This window comes from Nonomuraea sp. MG754425 (genome assembly GCF_021699195.1).
GTDB lineage: Bacteria > Actinomycetota > Actinomycetes > Streptosporangiales > Streptosporangiaceae > Nonomuraea.
Genome location: NZ_SSXE01000194.1, coordinates 1 through 18,051, shown reverse-complemented (window position 1 = coordinate 18,051; position 18,051 = coordinate 1). Strand labels below are relative to the sequence as shown.

The window sequence follows — 18,051 nt, the reverse complement described above, 5'->3', positions numbered from 1 at the left end:
GGTCGGGAGGAGGTGGCGGTCCGGCGGACCGCGAGTGGCTCGCTGCTCGGCGTCACCCGCGCCCCAGCCCCGGCCGCGCTGCCCGCCCTGACCGGCTGGCGCGCGCACGCCGAGGCTCCGGAGGCCGCCGCAGGCTTCGACGACTCGCGCTGGACGCCCGCCGACCGCACCACGACGAACAGCCCGCACCCGCCCAGGACCCGGCCCGTCCTGTACGCCGACGACTACGGCTTCCACAACGGCAACGTCTGGTACCGCGGCCACTTCACCGCCACCGGCTCCGAGACCAGGCTCGACCTGAACGCGATCACCGGCCTGCGCGGCAACTACCTGGTCTGGCTGAACGGCCGTTATCTCGGCTCGGCGGCGGGCGGCGTGGAGGCGGACTCGGGCGACCAGTGGACCACGCCGAACCCCGACCCGGGCCCCGGCCGCTTCGACCTGCCCGCCGGCCTGCTCAGGACGGGCGCGGACAACGTGATCGCCGTCCTGGTCGCCAACATGGGCCACAACGACGACTGGATCGCCGACGACCTGCGCTTCAAGCAGCCGCGCGGCCTGGTCGCGGCGTCCGTCGGCGGCACCCCGATCGCGTGGCGGATCCAGGGCACCGCGGGCACGGACAAGCTGCGCGGACCGCTCAGCACCGGCGGCCTGTACGGCGAGCGCACCGGCTGGCACCTGCCGAACCACCAGGACAGGTCATGGCGGCCCGCCACGCCGGCCGCCGCCCTGACCCCCGGCGTCACCTGGTACCGGACCTCGTTCCGGCTCGACCTGCCGAAGGGCCAGGACGTCCCGGTCGGGCTGCGCTTCGGCGGCGACCCGTCGCCGGCGTACCGGGTGCTGATCTTCCTGAACGGCTGGAACGTCGGCCAGTACGGCGGCGACATCGGCCCCCAGCGGGAGTTCTCGCTCCCGTCGGGGCTGCTCGACGAGCACGGGGACAACACGCTCGCCCTTGCCGTGACCGCCGAGCAGCCGACGTCCGGGCCGGGCCCGCTCACCCTGTTCGCCTACGGCAACGTGCGGGGCGGCCCCTGAGCCGCCGGGCGGGGCCGGTTCAGCGCTTCGGCACGGCCAGTTCGCCCAGCTCGGACCAGCCGTCCTGGGCGACGGTGGTGTTGACGATGCGGGGGGTTTCGGCGAGGTAGGGCGGCAGCTCCTGCTGGGCCTGCTTGAAGTGGGCCGACTGCACGTGCGCCCCGCCCGCCTCGTCGTCCCTGAACGCCTCGACCAGGACGTACTCGTTCGGGTCGTCGAGGCTGCGCGACCAGTCGAACCACAGGCAGCCGGGCTCGGCGCGGGTGGCCGCGGTGAAGGCGGCGCTGATCTCCGGCCAGCGGTCGGCGTGCTCGGGCAGGACGCGGAACTTCGCGGTAATGAAGATCATTTGATCGCTCCTTCGCTGGTCGGCGGCGTTACGGAACGAGACTATCGGCCAATTCTCTAGTTCTCATGTAGGAAATGTTGACTTTGTGCTCCGCGGTTCGTACCTTCGTACGCATGAGCCAGGGCCTCCAACTCAGCCTCCGGAACGTCACCAAGACGTTCCACGGCGACGAGCCGCACACCGTGCTGTCCGGCCTCGACCTCGACGTGCGCCGGGGCGAACTGCTCACCCTCGTCGGCCCCAGCGGTTGCGGAAAGTCCACCCTCTTCGCCCTCGTCGCCGGCCTCACCGCCCCGACCGGCGGCGAGATCCTCCTCGACGGCGCGCCCGTCACCGGCCCCGCGCTCGACCGGGGCGTGGTCGTCCAGCAGTACGCCCTCTTCCCGTGGCGTACGGCGCTGGGCAACGTGGAGTTCGGCCTGGAGGGCCAGGCCGCCGGGGCGAAACGGGAACGGGCGCGTGAACTGCTCGCTCTGGTGGGGATGTCCGGGTACGAGGAGTGTCATCCGCACGAGCTCTCCGCCGGCAGGCGCGAACTCGTGGCGCTGGCCCGCAGCCTCGCCTTCGAGCCGGAGGTGCTGCTGATGGACGAGGCGTTCGCGGGGCTGGACCGGCGGACACGCGAGTGGGTGGGGGAGCGGCTCGTGGAGGTTTGGGCACGTACCAGGAAGACCGTCGTCTTCGTCACCCACGACGTGGAGGAGGCCGTCCGGGTGGGGCGGCGGGTCGCGGTGATGACGTCGGGGCCCGGACGGATCAGGGAAATCGTGGACGTGCGCTCCCACGCGGGCGATTCACGCAGGCACGTAGGACGGCTGCTGCGCGACGAACTCGCCGCGGCGGCGCGGGGACGGAAGGTGGCGGCCGGCCATGGCTGAGTACGAAGGCGATGTCCACTGGTATGACCTGCTCGATGACGAGGCCGAGGAGGACCGGGTGACCGGCGGCGACCGGGCGGACGTGGCCTCCGGCCTGTGGCCGCGCGGCCGATCCCTGTTCCGCTGGGCGCGGGGCGGGCTGGGGGTGGCCCGATGAGTGTGGTCGTGCTGGTGGGCAACCCCCGAGAGGGCTCCAGGACGCTGACCGTCGCCGCCGAGGCGGCCCGCGCGCTCATCCGCCGGTTCACCGCCACCGAAACGCCCGGGTCGGACTCCGCCGTGCTCGGGGCGGCGGAGCCGTACGAGGTGGTGGATCTGGCGGCGCTCGGGCCGCACCTGCTCGCGCCCGGCGCGTCCGCCGGCGTGGAGGTGGCGCTGGAACTGGTGGCCGAGGCGAGCGTGCTGGTGGTGGCCAGCCCGACCTACAAGGGCACCTACACGGGGCTGCTCAAGGCGTTCCTCGACCGGCTGCCGCCGCAGGCGCTGGCGGGCAAGGCGGCGCTGCCGCTGCTCGTGATGGGGGACGCCAAGCACGCGCTGGCGGTCGAGGTGCACCTGCGTCCGCTGCTGGTGGAACTGGGCGCCACCGTGCCCACCCCCGGCCTGGCGGTGCTGGAGTCGGAGCTGCCCCGGCTGGAGGAGGTCGTGACGGCCTGGGCGGACCGGGTGGCCTCCCAGGCCGCCCCCGCCTTCCAGCGCGCCGCGCTCAAGGACGGTGCCTCAAAAGACGGAGGGCGATTCTTCACCCGCACGTAGTGGAACGCCGTCCCCCGGGCTGCCATGCTCCGGCCAGGTCCGTCCGAGGGGAGACGTCGTGATCTTCCGCTGTGCCCTGGCCGCCGTCGTGGCGGCGGTGACCCTCGGCCCGCCGCCCGTCCAGCCCGCCGCCCGTCCAGGCCGCCGGCCGGGTCAGGTTCGCCACCTTCAACGCCTCGCTCAACCGGGCCGCCGAGGGAGTGCTGGTGCGCGAGGTGTCCGCGCCCGGCAGTGTCCAGGCCGGGGTGATCGCGGAGATCATCCAGCGGGCCCGCCCCGACGTGCTGCTCGTCAACGAGTTCGACCACTGCCGGCCGATCCGCGGTCGCGGCTGACCGGGGTGTTCCCGTTCCCGGGCTCCGACCACCGGCTCGTCTGGCTGGATGTCAAGACGCCGGAAAAACGCTCGACATGACGCGCGACCCGGAAATCACGGCGGCGGACGAGAATTAACGCGATTGTGACGCCGGAAAATTCGATGTCAATTCCGGCGGCGAATTCCTAAACTCCTGTGTCGTGGACATACCACCTCTTCTCTCGCATTTCCGAACCCATGACGTCCCTCTGGAGCTTCGCCGGGGTCGCGGGTCGGTCTGGGACGACGCGGAGCTCCACCGCAGTGCCCAGCAGCGCGACCCCGAGGGGTATGCGCTGCTCGCGCTGGTGCCCGGTGTGCTCGCCTGGCAGCGCGCCCGCGTGCTGCTGGCGACGCTGGCGGCTGCCCAGGACGGCCTCGACGAGGCCACCCGGGCCACGCTGGGCAAGGCGGTCAGGGCGCTGATGTTCGGCCTGCCGCCCGCGCACGCCGTCACGGCGCTGCTCGCGCTGCGCCGGCTGCGCGCCAACCACAAGCACACGACCAGGGCGATCGTCGCCTTCGTGCTGGAACATCCCGAGGCGGACGCGCTGATCGAGGCCCGCCGTCCGGCGCTGGCCGACTGCTTCGAGCACGCGCTCGGCAAGGCGACCGCGCGCGCCTGCGCCCGGCTGGCCGCCGAGGGCGACACCGGTTCGGCGTACCTGCGCAGGAGCCTGCTGCGGTTCACCGCCGACCCGGCGGCGGCGATCGCCCGGTTGCGCGCGCTCTACGGGCCCGGCACGTACGGCGCGCCGGCCCCGCGGGAGCCGCCCGCGCCGCTCGACCCGATCACCGAGCACCCGCCGGTCGTCACCCCCACCAACCGGGGCGACATCGCCGCGACCCTGGTGCACCTGTACCGGGGCGGACCGGCCGCCGAACTGCTCCCGGCCCTGCGCGGGTACGTGGCGCGGGCCACCCGCGGGCTGCCCCGCCTGGCCGCGAACGTGGCCGTGGTGCTGGACGCCTCCGGCTCCATGCGCGGGTACGGCGACCGCGAGTGGGCGGTGATGTCGCAGGCCGTGGCGTTGCGGCTGGTGCTGGCCGAGGTGTGCGAGCGGCTCACGGTCGTCGAGACCGGCGGCACGGCGCGGGCCCCGGCGGGCTCGGCCGACCTGGCGGTCGCCCTGCTCGACGCGCTCGGCACCGGCCCCGACCTGGTGGTGGTCGTCACCGACGGCTACGAGAACCACCTGCCGGGCGACCTGGCCAGGGTCGTGGCCACGCTGCCGCGCGCCGGGGCCGGCACTCCCGTGGTGCTCTGCCAGGCGACCTTCACCCGCGGCGACGACCTGACCCTGCGCGACCCCGCGCCGGAGCTGCCGCGCCGGCCGTTCTGGCACCAGGACGACTTCGCCGGGCTGCTGCCGTGGGTGTTCGCCCACTGCCGTCCCGGCCGTGCCTGGCTGCGCACGACGATGCTGGCCCGGCTGGAAGGAGCACGGACATGACCAGCCTGGCCACGATCCTGCCCGCGCCGTTCGACCTGGGCGCGCACCGCGCGGGCACCCCGCAGCGCGCCGGGGCGCTGACGATGGTGCCGGTGTACGGGCCCGTCCGTCCCGGCGTCGTCCCGCCCCGCTCGGGGCTGAAGCTGCACCGGGTCGTCGGGTACGGACGGGTGGAACTGCACAACGGCGCCCGCGAGGGCGTGGCGATCGTGCCGCTGCACATCGGCTACATCCAGGACGCCGCGCAGAACCACGCCCTGTGCGCCTCGGCGCTGATGGGCGCCGGGCAGACCAGGCGCTTCGACGACGCCTGCTGCGTGCAGGCCGCTCAGGGCGGCTACCTGGAGGGGCGCGACCAGTGGTTCTTCGTGCTGCCGCTGGAGTTGCGGGCCCAGGCCCTGCGGCTGCGCGGACGGCACGACCACGCCAAGCTCTGGCCGGACATCAGCGAGCTCAACCGCGCGTCCGGGCTGCCGTCCCGGGGGCACCTGGAGCAGATCCTGTCGCGCAGGCGGGCGGTGCTGACCCAGTTCCGGAGCCGACTGGAGCTGATGCCGGGGCAGGTCGGGGCGCTGTTCTTCGTCGGCGACCGGTTCGCGGGGCTGGAGCTGGCGCCGGACCCGGCGTACTTCGCCGAGGTGTGGATGGCGCTGGTCTGCTTCGCCTACGGCGTGGCCGCGTGGCGGGCCGAGCCGGAGCCGGGGGCGGCGCGGCCGTACGACGCGGACAGCCTGGCCGGGCTGCGTGCCGAGCTGGCGCGCGACCGGGCGGCACGGCTGGCCGAGGTGGTCTCGTGGCTGCCCGCGCCCGCCGGCGACGTGCGGCTGGTCGAGGAGGAGCGCTACCTCGACCTGCGGCTGTCCACGCTCACCGGCGGCGGGCTGGCCGGGCAGGTGGTCACCGAGCACGGGCGGACGGTCTACGCCTCCGTTTTCGCGGCCGAATAATCGGTTGCGGCGGTGCCGGGGCCGCCGTTTGAATGATCAGTGCGGGAACTGCGCCGGGCGCGGCGGACGAACCCCTCATTCCACATAAGGGATGGTCGTATCGAGCACGACTCTTCATGTCCGTCGAAGCGCCGGCCACCTGTCCCGCACTATTCACCCCCTATACGCTGATATTTCCGGTTTTACAAGATCTTGTCAGCCCAAGAAAACCGGTGTTACCTCGTGCGAGATGCGCGAAACCTGCGCATCCCTGACACGCAGGAGGGACACGTGTCGACCAGGTCCTGGTTACGCAGCACACTCATCGTCACCGCGCTCATCGCGTCGGTCCTCCCCCTCGCGGGAGCCGCCCAGGGCGAACCCGGCGGGCAGGCTCCGGTGATCCACGACTTCCAGGCGGAGAACTCCGAGAAACCGGATGTGGACAACCGCCAGGGCCGGGTGCCGCCCCCGGTCGCGCAGCGCAGGGCCGTGGGCTCCGGCGACATCCGCTGGAACGCTCTCGGCACCCCGGCCTCCGTCACCAGCGCCGAACCGCTGGCCGAGGGGCTCGGCTCCGACCCCGTCCAGGCCGCCCGCGCCTACCTCAAGGACAACGAGGCCGTCTTCGGGCTGAGCGCCGGGGCCGTGGACGCGCTCGAGACCGTCGCGGTCAACCCGATCGGCGCGGGTTCCGCCGTGCTGCTGCGCCAGCGCTTCGGCGACCTGCCGGCGGGCGTGGACGGGCTCGTCGCGATCGGTGTGTCCGACGGCCGGATCCGGCACGTCACGTCGTCGCTGTCGCGCCGCACCGAGGCGCCCCCGGCCGCGCGGCTCACCGCGGAGCAGGCCATGCAGGTCGCGGCCCAAGACGCCGGCATCGACCTGGCCTCCGCGGTCACCAAGCAGGCCACGCCGGTGGCGGTGCCCGCGCCCGACGGGGTGCACAGCGCGTACCAGGTGGTCCTGATCGGCGGGGCCGAGGGCGCGGAAGCCGGGTACACCACGCACGTGGACGCGGTCAGCGGCGGCGTCATCACGCGGGAGAACCTGGTCGACCACCACGCCGACCCGGACAACCCCAGGTGGGAGGTCTTCCCGGCGAACCCGCCCGGCGACTACTCCTCCCGGGACGCCCGCCAGACCTGGTGCCAAGGCCCCGGCCCCGGCTGCGAGTACGTCACCGGCGGCGACCCCGCGACCGGCCGTCCGTGGGACGTCGACCACACCACGGGCGAGTCCACCGGCACCAGCATCGGCAACTCGGCCAGGACCGTCGAGAACCGCGCCAGCGGCGACCCGTTCTCGGTCGGCACCCGTTCCAACGTGCTCACGCCGAACCGCGACTACGTCTACCCGTGGAAGAACGCCTGGTACGAGGCCAAGTGCGACCCGGCCGCGCTGGACCAGCCGGGCGAGAGCGACCTCGAAGCCGCCATCGCCAACCTGAACGCCATGCACAACCGCATGCACGACTGGTCCTACCGGCTCGGCTTCACCGAGACCGCCTGGAACATGCAGGGCGACAACGGCGACCGCGGCGGCCTCGGCAACGATCCCGAGCAGGGCAACGCCCAGGCGGGCGCGCGGGTGCTGTCCGTACGCGACAACGCCAACCAGATCACCGGGCCCGACGGGGTCGCGCCGATCACGAACATGTACCTGTGGCAGCCGATCGCCGGCTCGTTCTACGCGCCCTGCGTGGACGGCGACTACGACATGTCGGTCATCGGCCACGAGTACACGCACGCGATCTCCGGCCGCATGATCGGCGGCCCCTCCGCCGGCTGGAGCGGCGCGCAGGCCTCGGCCATGAACGAGAGCACCTCCGACCTGTTCTCCATGGAGCAGCTCTTCGAGCACGGCCTGCGCCCGGCGGGCGACACCCCGTACGTCACCGGCGGCTACGTCACCGGCGACAAGCAGCGCGGCATCAGGAACTACGACATGTCGAAGTCGCCGCTGAACTACAGCGACCTCGGCTACGACATCGTCGGGACGCAGTCGCACGCGGACGGCGAGATCTGGTCGGCCACGCAGTTCGACGTGCGGGCGGCCTTCGTCAAGCGCTACGGCAAGGGCTCGGCCAAGCAGCAGCTCTCGTGCGCGGAGGGCAAGACGCCGGTGGAGCGGTGTCCGGGCAACCGGCGCTGGGCGCAGGTCTCGTTCGACGCGCTGCTGCTGATGGCCTCGGGTGCGGTCGACTACGTCGATCACCGTGACGCGTTGCTGGCGGCCGACGCGATCCGCTTCGGCGGGGCGAACCAGGACATCATGTGGCGCGCGTTCGCCGAGCACGGCTTGGGCGAGGGGGCAACCAGCACCGGTCCGAGCGATGCCAGTGCGATACCCAGCTTCGTCGACCCGGCGGGCCGCAACGGCTCGCTCCAGCTCAAGCCGCTCGGCGAGGCGAAGGGCGCGGTGCTGCGGCTGTACGTGGGCGACTACGAGGCCCGCGCGATGCCGGTCGCGGACACCGACCCGGCGACCGAACTCGGCGACACGGTTGAGATGACGCCCGGCGTGTACGACTTCGTCGTGACGGGCGCCGGCTTCGGCCACAAGCGGGTGAAGTTCGTGGTCGTCCCGGGCGTCACGCTGCCGCTCCCGCTGGCCCTGCCCCGCAACCACGCCGCCGCGGTGAACGGGGCGACGGCGGCGGGCGACGGCGTCAACCTGGACAAGCTGATCGACGAGACGGAGGCCACGAACTGGGCCTCGCGCACCGGCGCGCCGGCCGGCAAGTCGGTCGTCGTGGACCTGGCGGGCGACGAGCCGGTCACGGTCCGCCGGGTGCAGGTGAGCGCCCTGCTGCGGCCCGGCAGCGAGCCGGCCGACTCGGGCACGCAGAACCGGTTCTCCAGCCTGCGCTCCTTCGAGGTGCTGGCGTGCGGCGCGGACTGCGCCGACCCGGCGAACTTCACGAAGATCTACACCAGCCGCGCGGACGCGTTCGACGCCACGCTGCCGCGGCCGCGGAGCGGGGACATGATCTTCAAGTCGTTCGACGTGCGCGCCACGAGTGCCACCCATCTGATGTTGCGGGTGCTCACGACGCAGTGCACCGGCAACCCGCTCTACCTGGGCGAGCAGGACAACGATCCGAACTCGGCCACCGACTGCGCCACGGCCAGCGCGGCGCGCGAGCACGTCAGGGCGGCGGAGTTCCAGGTGTTCTCCCGCTGACCGGTTCCCGCTGAGGTTCCACCCCCATCCACCACGGCCAGGGCCGCCGTCCGTCTCGGGCGGCGGCCCGCCGGCGGTCCGGGGGTGGGTGCGTGAGCGATGGTTAGGTGTCGTACTATCGGGCGTGGAATCAACTCGGCCGAGTTAGTTAGGCATCGAACTATTTTCGGGAGAAGCTCATGCGCACCTTGATCCGCGGCGTCCGCGTCTTCGACGGCGAGCGGACCGTGCCCTCCGCCGACGTCCTCATCGACGGCGACCGCATCGCCGCGCCCGGCACCGGGTTCACCGGCGCGGACGTCGAGGTGGACGGCACCGGCAAGACCCTGCTGCCCGGCCTGATCGACGCCCACACGCACGCCTACGACGGAGACCTGGCCGAGGCGCTCACCTTCGGCGTCACCACCGAGCTGGAGATGAACAACCTGCCGCCCGTCCTGGCCGCCCAGCGCCGGCTGGCCGCCGAGCGCGACGACGTGGCCGACCTGCGCAGCTCCAGCATGATCGCCACCGCGCCCGGCGGGCACCCGACCCAGCTCATGACCCCCGACCTGATGCGGGCACTCGGCGACGACTCCGGCGCGGGTCTCGACACGGTCGCCGACTCCGGCCAGGCGAAGGCGTTCGTGGCGGCCCGGCTGGCCGAGGGCGCCGACTACCTGAAGATCGCCGTGGACGACGGCGCCGTGTCCGGCATGCGCCTGCCCGTCCTGACGCCCGCGCTCGCCGCCGCCCTCGTCGAGGCCGGGCACGCCGCCGGGCTCAAGGTGATCGCCCACACGGTCACCGCCAGGGAGGCGTTCATCGCGCTCGACGCGGGCGCGGACGGCCTGGCGCACCTCTACTCGGACGTCCCCGAGGAGGACGCCGAGCGGGTGGCGGCCCGGATCGCCTCGTACGACGCGTTCGTGATCAGCACGCTCACCTTCATCGAGGCCGTCACCGGCGACCCGGGCGGCGCGGAGCTGCTGCGGGACCCGAGGATCGCCGGCCGGATGTCGGAGCGGTCGAAGGCCACGTTCCAGCGGGAGATCACCGACGTGCCCATGCACTCGGCCGGGGTGGTCAACGCCTCAAGCGCGGCGCCTGCGCTGCTGCGGGCGGGTGTGCCGGTGCTGGCGGGCACGGACGCGACGCCGTTCGGGCCGGTGCACGGGGCCGGGCTGCACCGCGAGCTGCGGCTCCTGACGGAGGCGGGGCTCACGGCCGAGCAGGCGCTGGCGGCGGCGACGAGCGTCACCGCGCGCTGCTTCGGGCTCGCCGACCGCGGGCGGATCGCGCCGGGGCTGCGCGCCGACCTGCTGCTCGTGGACGGCGACCCGACCACGGACGTCACCGCCGCCCGCGCCGTCGTGGACGTCTGGCGGCGCGGGGTGCGGCAGACGCGCTGACACCTCGGGCTCCGGGGCGTCATCAGTAGATGCGGTACTTCTTGCCGCAGTTGTCGAACTTGCCGGCCCAGCAGGTGAAGGTGTACACCTTCTTGATCCCCTTGCCGCTCCAGGCGCCGGTGACCTTGCCGTCCCAGGCCCGGTTGAACTTGTGCCAGGAGCCGTGCTGGTAGAACTCGAACCAGACCCAGCCCTTCTTGCCGCCGGGCCGGTCCACGCCGTGCCACTTCGTGAACACCTTGCCGCCGGACTTCCACGTCCGGCCGAAGGTGTACGCCTTGCGGTCGCCGGAGAAGAACTTGCCCCAGTTGACCACCGTGGTGGCGCTGGTGGCACCGGTGCTGGCCGCCTGGGCGGCGGTGGGTCCGAGGGCCAGGCCGGTGACGGCCATCGAGCCGGTCAGAGCGACGATCGCGAGAGTCTTACGCATTTTCGGGTTCCTCCCCCTTGTCGGTGCTGCCGGATTGGCCCGGCAGCAGGGACATTACGGAGGCCGCGCGACAACAACTGTGGAGGAATCCACACATAAGTAGTGACGAGGGCCACACCTCACGGTTTCCCGGGGAATGACAGTACGCTTCATTGCCCCGGCCCGTTCCAGGAAAGGACACCGCGCATGCCCCACGCGGCGAGACCCACGGTCACGCTGCACGACGTGGCCGCGGCGGCCGGCGTCTCCGTCGCCACCGCGTCCCGGGTCCTGGGCGGCAGCACGCGGAAGGTCGCCCCCGAGTACGAGGCCCGCGTGCTGGCGGCCGCCGCCGCCCTGCGGTACACGGTGGACGCCTCGGCCAGGGCGATGCGGCGGGCCAGTGACTCGATCGCGCTCGTGGCCGACGACCTCACCACGCCGTCCATGGGCGTGGTGGTGGCGGCGATGGAGCGCGAGGCCCGTACGGCGGGGGCGTTCGTCACGGTGTCGTCCACCATGGCCGCTCCCGAGCGGCAGTCGGAAACCGTCCGCGTGCTGCGGTCGCTGCGCCCGCGCGCGCTCGTGCTCACGTCGAGCCGCTATCTCGACGACGCCCGGCTGGCGAAGGAACTGGCCGCCTACGAACGGGAGGGCGGGCGGGTCGTGATCGTCGGTCACACGGACATGACCTTCGACTCGATCAACCTCGACAACCACGGCGCGGGGCGGTCGATGGGCGCGTTCGTCGCGGAGACCGGGCACCGCCGGGTGGCGCTATTGACCGGCGCCCCGGAGATGCGCAACATGGCCGACCGGATGGCCGGATTCGTCGAAGGACTCCGGGCCGGAGGCGTTGACGAGCGCGATATCCGGGTCGTCCGGTGCCCGGTCAACCGGCAGGGCGGATACGCGGCGGCGGTGAGCCTCGCGGCCGAGGGAATGGACGGCAGGCAGGCGGTTCTCGCCACCAACGACAGCATGGCGATCGGCGCTCTGTCGGGTTTTCGCGAGGCCGGTCTGCGGGTGCCCGACGACGTCTCCGTGACGGGCATCGACGACATCCCGCTCGCCCGCGACGTGACGCCGCGGCTGACGACCGTTGACCTGCCGCTCGCGCGGTACGGCGTCGAGGCGATGCGCTTCGCGCTGGAGCAGCCGGGCGCGGCCCGCCGCCTGATCCTGGAAGGCCGGCTGGTCGTCCGCGACAGCACCCGCGCCCGCCCGTAGCGTCCTCACGGAGAGTAGCCGCCGCCCGGGGCGGCGGGGCCGGCCTTTCCCGTCTCGCGGCGGGAGTTCCGGCCGGTGCGCTGAGGTCCTGAGCGGGCGGCAGGCCCCTCACATGCCGGATAGTTCCCCCGAAACACTCTTGACGCTCGCGTAACGGGCATGCAAACTGCGGAATACGTTTTCCCGCAAGGCGGCCCACCCCCCGCCTCTTGGTAACAGGAGGTCACCGATGACCCCGTCGGAGAGACCCGCGTGAGCGCGCTCGGCGAGTTGCAGCGCATGCGCCGGGGCAGCGGCGGCACCCTCGGCGGCAAGAAGGACAACAAGGCCGCCGCCGCGTTCCTGGCCCCGTGGTTCGCCGGGCTGCTGCTCGTCACCGCCGGCCCGATCGCGGCCTCGTTCATCCTCGGCTTCACCGACTACAACCTGATCCAGCCCCCGGTCTTCAACGGCCTGGACAACTGGACCCGCATGCTCGGCGACACCCGCCTGCACCACGCGCTCGGCGTGACGCTGGTCTACGTCGTGGTCTCCGTGCCGCTGCAACTGGCCGCCGCGCTCGGCCTGGCCCTGGTGCTCGACCGGGGGCTGCGCGGCCTGGCGTTCTACCGGTCGGCGTTCTACCTGCCGTCGCTGCTCGGCTCCAGCGTCGCCATCGCGGTGCTCTGGCGGCAGATCTTCGGCGCCGACGGCCTGGTCAACCAGGTGCTCGGCATCGAGGGGCAGGGCTGGATCTCCAACCCGGACACCGCGCTCGGCACCCTCATCGTGCTCAACGTCTGGACGTTCGGCGCGCCCATGGTGATCTTCCTGGCCGGGCTGCGCCAGATCCCCGCCATGTACTACGAGGCCGCCGCCACCGACGGGGCCGGCAGATGGACGCAGTTCAGGAGGATCACGATCCCGCTGCTGTCACCGATCGTCTTCTTCAACCTGGTGCTGCAGGTCATCCACGCCTTCCAGTCGTTCACGCAGGCGTTCGTGGTCTCGGGCGGCAGCGGCGGGCCCTCCGACTCGACCCTGTTCTACACGCTGTACCTCTACCAGCGCGGCTTCGGCAACTTCGACATGGGCTACGCCTCCGCCCTCGCCTGGCTGCTGCTCGTGATCATCGCCGGCTTCACGGCCGTCAACTTCTGGGCCGCCAGGTTCTGGGTGACCTACGATGACTGACCTCCTGCGCAAGGCGGCCAAGCACGCCGCCCTCATCCTGCTGGCGCTGATCATGCTCTATCCGGTGCTCTGGATGGTCGTCAGCTCCCTTCGTCCCGGCAACGAGATCTTCCGCCGTCCCGGCCTCGTCCTCGACAGCCTCCAGACCCAGAACTACGCCGACGGCTGGACCGCGCTGGCCGCGCCGTTCGGCCACTACCTGGCCAACTCCGCGATCCTCGTGCTGGCCTGCATCATCGGCAACCTGGTGTCCTGCTCGATGGCCGCCTACGCGTTCGCCAGGCTGGAGTTCACCGGCAAGAAGCTGTGGTTCGCCATCATGCTCGGCACGATCATGCTGCCGATCCACGTGATCATCGTGCCGCAGTACATCCTGTTCTCCCAGCTCGACTGGATCAACACGTTCCTGCCGCTGGTGGTGCCGAAGTTCCTGGCCACGGACGCGTTCTTCGTCTTCCTCATGGTGCAGTTCATCCGCGGCCTGCCGCGCGAGCTGGACGAGGCGGCCCGGATCGACGGCTGCGGCCACGCCCGCATCTTCGTGCAGATCATCCTGCCGCTGATGCTCCCGGCCCTCGCCACGACGGTGATCTTCACCTTCATCTGGACCTGGAACGACTTCTTCGGCCAGCTCATCTACCTCACCGACCCGGAGATGTACACGGTGCCGGTCGCGCTGCGCTCGTTCGTGGACGCCACGGTGTCCACCTCGTGGGGATCCATGTTCGCGATGAGCGTGGTCTCCCTGCTCCCGGTATTCCTCGCCTTCCTCGTCGGCCAGCGCTACCTCATCCGGGGCATCGCCACGACCGGCGGCAAGTAGACCCCCACCCCCCGTCAACAGGGAATCATCATGAGACGAATCGCTCTCGCCGTCGTGGCGGCACTCACGCTCAGCGCCTGCGGCGGCGGCGGTGGCGGCGGCGCCGGACAGGAGCTGTCGAAGGACCCGGTCACGCTGCGCTTCACCTGGTGGGGCGCCGACGAGCGGCACAAGCGCACCCAGCAGGTCATCGACGCCTTCCAGAAGAAGCACCCGACCATCACGGTCAAGGGCGAGTTCAAGGACTGGAACGGCTACTGGGAGAGCCTCGCGACGACCGTGGCCGCCAACGACGCGCCCGACGTCATCCAGATGGACGAGCTCTACCTCTCCTCCTACGCCGAGCGCGGCGCCCTGCTCGACCTCGGCACCGCCACCCAGCACCTCAAGACCGCCGACTTCGACCGGACCGCCCTGGACACGGGCGTCGTCAAGGGCAAGCAGTACGCGCTGCCCGTCGGGCTGGCCACGTACGCGATCGTCGCCAACACCGACCTGCTCGACCAGCTCAAGATCAAGCTGCCCGACGACGGCACGTGGAGCTGGGACGACTTCAAGCGGGTCGGCGACGAGGTGTCGAAGGCCGGCGGCGGCAAGATCACCGGAGTGCAGTCGTTCGGCTTCGACGCGGGCAGCCTGAACGTCTGGGCCCGCCAGCACGGCGCGTCCGTGTTCGACGACGCCGGCAAGGTCGCCGTCCCCGAGGACGTGCTGGCCGGCTACTGGACCTACCTCCGCGACCTGGCGCAGGCCGGCACCGCCCCCGCCGCGTCGGTGACGATCGAGCGGGCCGGTGGCGCGCTGGACCAGTCGGGCACCGCCACCAACGCCTCCGCCCTCGGCACCTGGTGGAACACCCAGCTCCCGTCGCTGGCCACGGCCAGCGGCCAGAAGCTGAAGCTGCTCAGGCTGCCCGGCGAGTCGCAGGCGTCGTCGCCGGCGGCCTACTTCAAGCCCTCGATGTACTGGTCGATCTCCTCGCGCAGCGAGCACCCCGCCGAGGCGGCGCTGTTCGTGGACTTCCTGGCCAACAGCCAGGAGGCGGGCGACATCATGCTGACCGACCGCGGCGTGCCCGCCAACCCGACCGTCCGCGCCGCCATCACCCCCAAGCTCGGCGAGAACGACAAGGCGGCGGCCGAGTACCTCGACACGGTCAAGGTCGGCACCGCCCCCAGGGTGACCCCGAACGGGGCCAGCAGCATCGAGGCGATCATCAAGCGGCACACCGAAGAGGTGCTGTTCGACCGGCAGACCCCGCAGCAGGCGGCCAAGTCCTTCATCACCGAGTTGCAGGCCGAGATCGACGGCGCCTGAACGCCCTGAACGTCCCCATGTCAACGTGAAGCAGAGGATCATCTTGTCTCAACGCACCTACCGGGCCGCGATCATCGGCACCGGGGCCATCGCCCACGCCCACGCCGAGGCCGTGCGGGCCTCCGGCGGCCGGGCGGAGCTCGTGGCCGTGGCCGACGTGGACGCCGAACGGGCGCGGGAGTTCGCCGACCGGCACGGCGTGCCGCACGCGTACGGGAGCACCGACGAGTTGCTGGCCGCCCAGGAGCTCGACATCGCGCACCTGTGCACCCCGCCCGCGCTGCACGCCCCGCTCGCCCTCGCCTGCCTGGAGGCGGGGGTGACGGCGCTGGTGGAGAAGCCGCCGACGCTGTCGCTGGCCGAGTTCGACACCCTCGTCGAGGCGGAGGGCCGCTCGTCCGCGCACGTCGCGACCGTGCTGCAGCACCGCTTCGGCGCGGGGGCGGTACGGCTGCGGCGGCTGGCCGGCGAGCTCGGCCGCCCGTTGCTGGCCACCTGCCACACCCGGTGGTTCCGCGACGAGGCGTACTACGCGGTCCCGTGGCGCGGCACCTGGGAGTCGGAGGGCGGCGGCCCCACGATGGGGCACGGGATCCACCAGTTCGACCTGCTGCTGTCGGTGCTCGGCCCGTGGCGCGAGGTCACCGCCGTGGCCGCCCGGCAGGCCCGCCCCGTGGACACCGAGGACGTGTCCGCGGCGCTGGTGACGTTCGAGAGCGGCGCGGTCGCCACCGTCGTCAACTCGGTCGTCTCGCCCCGGCAGACCTCCGAGCTACGCCTCGACTACGAGCACGCCACCGTCGAGGTCGAGCACCTGTACGGCTACACCGACGACGACTGGACGATCACCCCCGCGCCCGGCCACGACGTCCTGGCCGAGCGGTGGAAGCAGGACCACGGCAGTGGCTCCAGCGGCCACGGCGACTGGTTCGCCGCCGTGCTGGACGCGCTCGACGCGGGCCAGGCGCCGCCGGTCACCGCCGCCGACACCCGGCAGACGATGGAGTTCATCGCCGCCCTGTACGCCTCCGCCTTCACCGGCGAGCGGGTACGGGCCGGCCAGATCACCGCCGGCAGCCCGTTCGCCCGCCGCATGGACGGCACCGGCGCCCCCTGGAGGAACCAGTGACCCTGCGGACCACGCACGAGCTCGGCCGGTCGGTCGCCGTCACGGCGGGCGACGCCGAGCTGTTCACCTACGTCTACGGCCCCGACACGCCGGTGCTGGAGTCGCCGAAGCCGTACCTGCACCCGATCCGCACCCGAGGCGGGCGGCCGGTGTCGCTGTTCCGGCCGCACGACCACGTCTGGCACAAGGGCATCGCCTGGTCGCTGCCGTGCGTGGGGGAGCACAACTTCTGGGGCGGGCCCACGTTCGTCCAGGGCGAGTACGTGCAGCTCGACAACAACGGCAGCGCCACGCACCGCGAGATGACCACCCTCACGGGCGGGCCCGGCCGCGTCGAGATCGGGCACGCGCTCGGCTGGACCGCCCAGGACGGCGCCCCCGTCATCGACGAGCGGCGCGCCCTGACCACGACCCTGATCGACGACGCCACCTGGGCGCTGGTCTTCGAGACGGCCATGACGAACGTGTCGGGCGCCACGATCGACTTCGGCTCCCCGACCACCAAGGGCCGCGAGAACGCCGGCTACGGCGGCCTGTTCTGGCGCGGGCCCCGCTCGTTCACCGACGGCGTCATCCAGTCGCCGGACGGGGCGGGCGGCGACGAGTTGCGCGGCCGGCGGGCCGAGTGGTTCGGCTTCCGCGGCCGGCACGACGAGACCGGCGACGCCTCGACGATCGTCATCGTGGACGACACCGCCAATCCGCGACATCCGCCGCAGTGGTTCGCCCGCACCGAGCACTTCGCCTGCCTGAACCCGGCCCCGTTCTTCAGCGAGGAGGTGCCGCTGCCCGACGGCGAGACCATCCGCTTCCGGTACGCGGTCGTGATCGCCGACGGCGACCGGGGCGAGGAGGGCTGCGCGCGGCTCGCCGAGCACGGCAGGCGGGCGCTGCGATGACCTTCCCCGGCGGCACGTCCGTCAGCAGGCTGACCGTGTACACCGGGGCCTGCGCCGACGGGCTCGAAGGCGGCACGCCGCACCTGCACACGGCCTCCACCGAGGCGTACGTGGTGATCGGCGGGCGCGGGACGCTGCAGACGCTCGACGTCAACGGCCTGCGCGAGACCGAGCTGGGGCCGGGCTCCACCGTGTGGTTCACGCCCGGCACCATTCACCGCGCCGTCAACCGCGGCGGGCTGGAGGTGGTGGTCGTCATGTCGAACGCCGGGCTGCCGGAGGCCGGTGACGCCGTGATGACGTTCCCGCCGGAGATCGTCGCCGACGCCGAGCGCTACCGGGAGGCCGCCACCCTGCCTGTCTCGGGCTCCGACGTCGTGCGGGCGGCGGTCGAGCGGCGGCGGGAGCTGGCCGTGGACGGCTTCCTGCGGCTGGCCGGGGGCGGCCCCGAGGCGCTGCGGCGCTTCTACGACAGCGCGGTCGCCCTGGTCCGGCCCAAGGCGGCCGGCTGGCGGGAGATCTGGGAGTCGACGGTCGCCGAGCAGGCCCGCCGCACCGCCGAGATCCTCGACGCCCTGGAACGGGGCGACGGCGCGCACCTCCGGGACTCCGCCCTCATGGAGAGCCCGCCCCAGGAGCGCTGGGGCATGTGCGGCGACCTGCGCGTCCACGACGTCGCCGACCCCGTCGTGCACACCCCGCGCTGATCCCCCCACCTCACCGGCACCCACC

General features: G+C 72.2%; 17 protein-coding genes and 1 pseudogene. 16 read left to right on the top strand and 2 right to left on the bottom strand.

Going from position 1 to position 18,051, the window contains the following annotated elements; all coding sequences use genetic code 11:
- Positions 1 to 1,044, top strand: a 1,044-nt coding sequence (locus FAF44_RS43225) for a beta galactosidase jelly roll domain-containing protein (RefSeq protein ID WP_237109208.1), incomplete at its 5' end; no start/stop codon positions are given.
- A 19-nt stretch (positions 1,045 to 1,063) separates the two neighbouring features.
- Here the strand turns inward: FAF44_RS43225 and FAF44_RS43220 are convergent.
- On the bottom strand, positions 1,064 to 1,393 hold the full coding sequence (locus tag FAF44_RS43220) for a putative quinol monooxygenase (RefSeq protein ID WP_237109207.1): 330 nt from the start codon (positions 1,391 to 1,393) through the stop codon (positions 1,064 to 1,066).
- A gap of 113 nt (positions 1,394 to 1,506) precedes the next feature.
- On the opposite strand from FAF44_RS43220, the gene FAF44_RS43215 reads away from it, so the two are divergent.
- From FAF44_RS43215 to FAF44_RS43180, 8 genes and pseudogenes are all read left to right on the top strand, one after another.
- Positions 1,507 to 2,271 (top strand): ABC transporter ATP-binding protein, encoded by a 765-nt coding sequence (locus tag FAF44_RS43215; protein WP_237109206.1) that lies wholly within the window; start codon positions 1,507 to 1,509, stop codon positions 2,269 to 2,271.
- Positions 2,264 to 2,428: a hypothetical protein gene (locus tag FAF44_RS43210; protein ID WP_237109205.1), complete on the top strand. Its 165-nt coding sequence runs from the start codon at positions 2,264 to 2,266 to the stop codon at positions 2,426 to 2,428. The genes FAF44_RS43215 and FAF44_RS43210 overlap by 8 nt, the downstream gene beginning before the upstream one ends.
- Positions 2,425 to 3,027, top strand: coding sequence for an NADPH-dependent FMN reductase (locus FAF44_RS43205; RefSeq protein ID WP_237109204.1), 603 nt, complete (start codon positions 2,425 to 2,427; stop codon positions 3,025 to 3,027). The genes FAF44_RS43210 and FAF44_RS43205 overlap by 4 nt, the downstream gene beginning before the upstream one ends.
- Before the next feature lie 152 nt (positions 3,028 to 3,179).
- Positions 3,180 to 3,335: pseudogene (locus FAF44_RS43200) on the top strand (endonuclease/exonuclease/phosphatase family protein); the annotation flags it as partial.
- Positions 3,336 to 3,543: 208 nt separating this feature from the next.
- On the top strand, positions 3,544 to 4,836 hold the full coding sequence (locus FAF44_RS43195; RefSeq protein ID WP_237109203.1) for a vWA domain-containing protein: 1,293 nt from the start codon (positions 3,544 to 3,546) through the stop codon (positions 4,834 to 4,836).
- The gene (locus tag FAF44_RS43190; protein WP_237109202.1) at positions 4,833 to 5,783 is read left to right on the top strand and encodes a DUF6569 family protein; all 951 of its coding nucleotides are present in this window, start codon (positions 4,833 to 4,835) and stop codon (positions 5,781 to 5,783) included. Before FAF44_RS43195 ends, FAF44_RS43190 begins: the two co-directional genes overlap by 4 nt.
- A 270-nt stretch (positions 5,784 to 6,053) precedes the next feature.
- Positions 6,054 to 8,948, top strand: a complete 2,895-nt coding sequence (locus FAF44_RS43185) for a M36 family metallopeptidase (protein WP_237109201.1) — start codon at positions 6,054 to 6,056, stop codon at positions 8,946 to 8,948.
- Between the two features lie 179 nt (positions 8,949 to 9,127).
- Positions 9,128 to 10,339: an amidohydrolase family protein gene (locus tag FAF44_RS43180; RefSeq protein WP_237109200.1), complete on the top strand. Its 1,212-nt coding sequence runs from the start codon at positions 9,128 to 9,130 to the stop codon at positions 10,337 to 10,339.
- A 22-nt stretch (positions 10,340 to 10,361) separates the two neighbouring features.
- Here the strand turns inward: FAF44_RS43180 and FAF44_RS43175 are convergent, their stop codons facing one another.
- Entirely contained in the window at positions 10,362 to 10,769 is a 408-nt protein-coding gene (locus tag FAF44_RS43175; protein WP_237109199.1) for a hypothetical protein, read from the bottom strand.
- A gap of 186 nt (positions 10,770 to 10,955) precedes the next feature.
- On the opposite strand from FAF44_RS43175, the gene FAF44_RS43170 reads away from it, so the two are divergent.
- The 7 genes from FAF44_RS43170 to FAF44_RS43140 all read left to right on the top strand — a co-directional run bounded on the left by FAF44_RS43170 (position 10,956) and on the right by FAF44_RS43140 (position 18,026).
- Positions 10,956 to 11,978 carry a LacI family DNA-binding transcriptional regulator gene (locus tag FAF44_RS43170; RefSeq protein ID WP_237109198.1) on the top strand — a complete coding sequence of 341 codons (1,023 nt, stop codon included), beginning with the start codon at positions 10,956 to 10,958 and terminating at the stop codon, positions 11,976 to 11,978.
- Between the two features lie 279 nt (positions 11,979 to 12,257).
- Positions 12,258 to 13,151 carry a carbohydrate ABC transporter permease gene (locus FAF44_RS43165; RefSeq protein ID WP_237109209.1) on the top strand — a complete coding sequence of 298 codons (894 nt, stop codon included), beginning with the start codon at positions 12,258 to 12,260 and terminating at the stop codon, positions 13,149 to 13,151.
- Entirely contained in the window at positions 13,144 to 13,974 is an 831-nt protein-coding gene (locus tag FAF44_RS43160) for a carbohydrate ABC transporter permease (protein WP_237109197.1), read from the top strand. Before FAF44_RS43165 ends, FAF44_RS43160 begins: the two co-directional genes overlap by 8 nt.
- A 30-nt stretch (positions 13,975 to 14,004) precedes the next feature.
- Positions 14,005 to 15,291, top strand: a complete 1,287-nt coding sequence (locus tag FAF44_RS43155) for an ABC transporter substrate-binding protein (RefSeq protein ID WP_237109196.1) — start codon at positions 14,005 to 14,007, stop codon at positions 15,289 to 15,291.
- 43 nt (positions 15,292 to 15,334) lie between these two features.
- Positions 15,335 to 16,420: a Gfo/Idh/MocA family protein gene (locus tag FAF44_RS43150; protein ID WP_237109195.1), complete on the top strand. Its 1,086-nt coding sequence runs from the start codon at positions 15,335 to 15,337 to the stop codon at positions 16,418 to 16,420.
- Complete coding sequence (locus FAF44_RS43145; protein WP_237109194.1) at positions 16,417 to 17,319, top strand: PmoA family protein; 903 nt, start codon at positions 16,417 to 16,419, stop codon at positions 17,317 to 17,319. Before FAF44_RS43150 ends, FAF44_RS43145 begins: the two co-directional genes overlap by 4 nt.
- Positions 17,316 to 18,026 carry a cupin domain-containing protein gene (locus FAF44_RS43140; protein ID WP_237109193.1) on the top strand — a complete coding sequence of 237 codons (711 nt, stop codon included), beginning with the start codon at positions 17,316 to 17,318 and terminating at the stop codon, positions 18,024 to 18,026. Before FAF44_RS43145 ends, FAF44_RS43140 begins: the two co-directional genes overlap by 4 nt.
- The last annotated feature ends 25 nt before the right edge of the window (positions 18,027 to 18,051 follow it).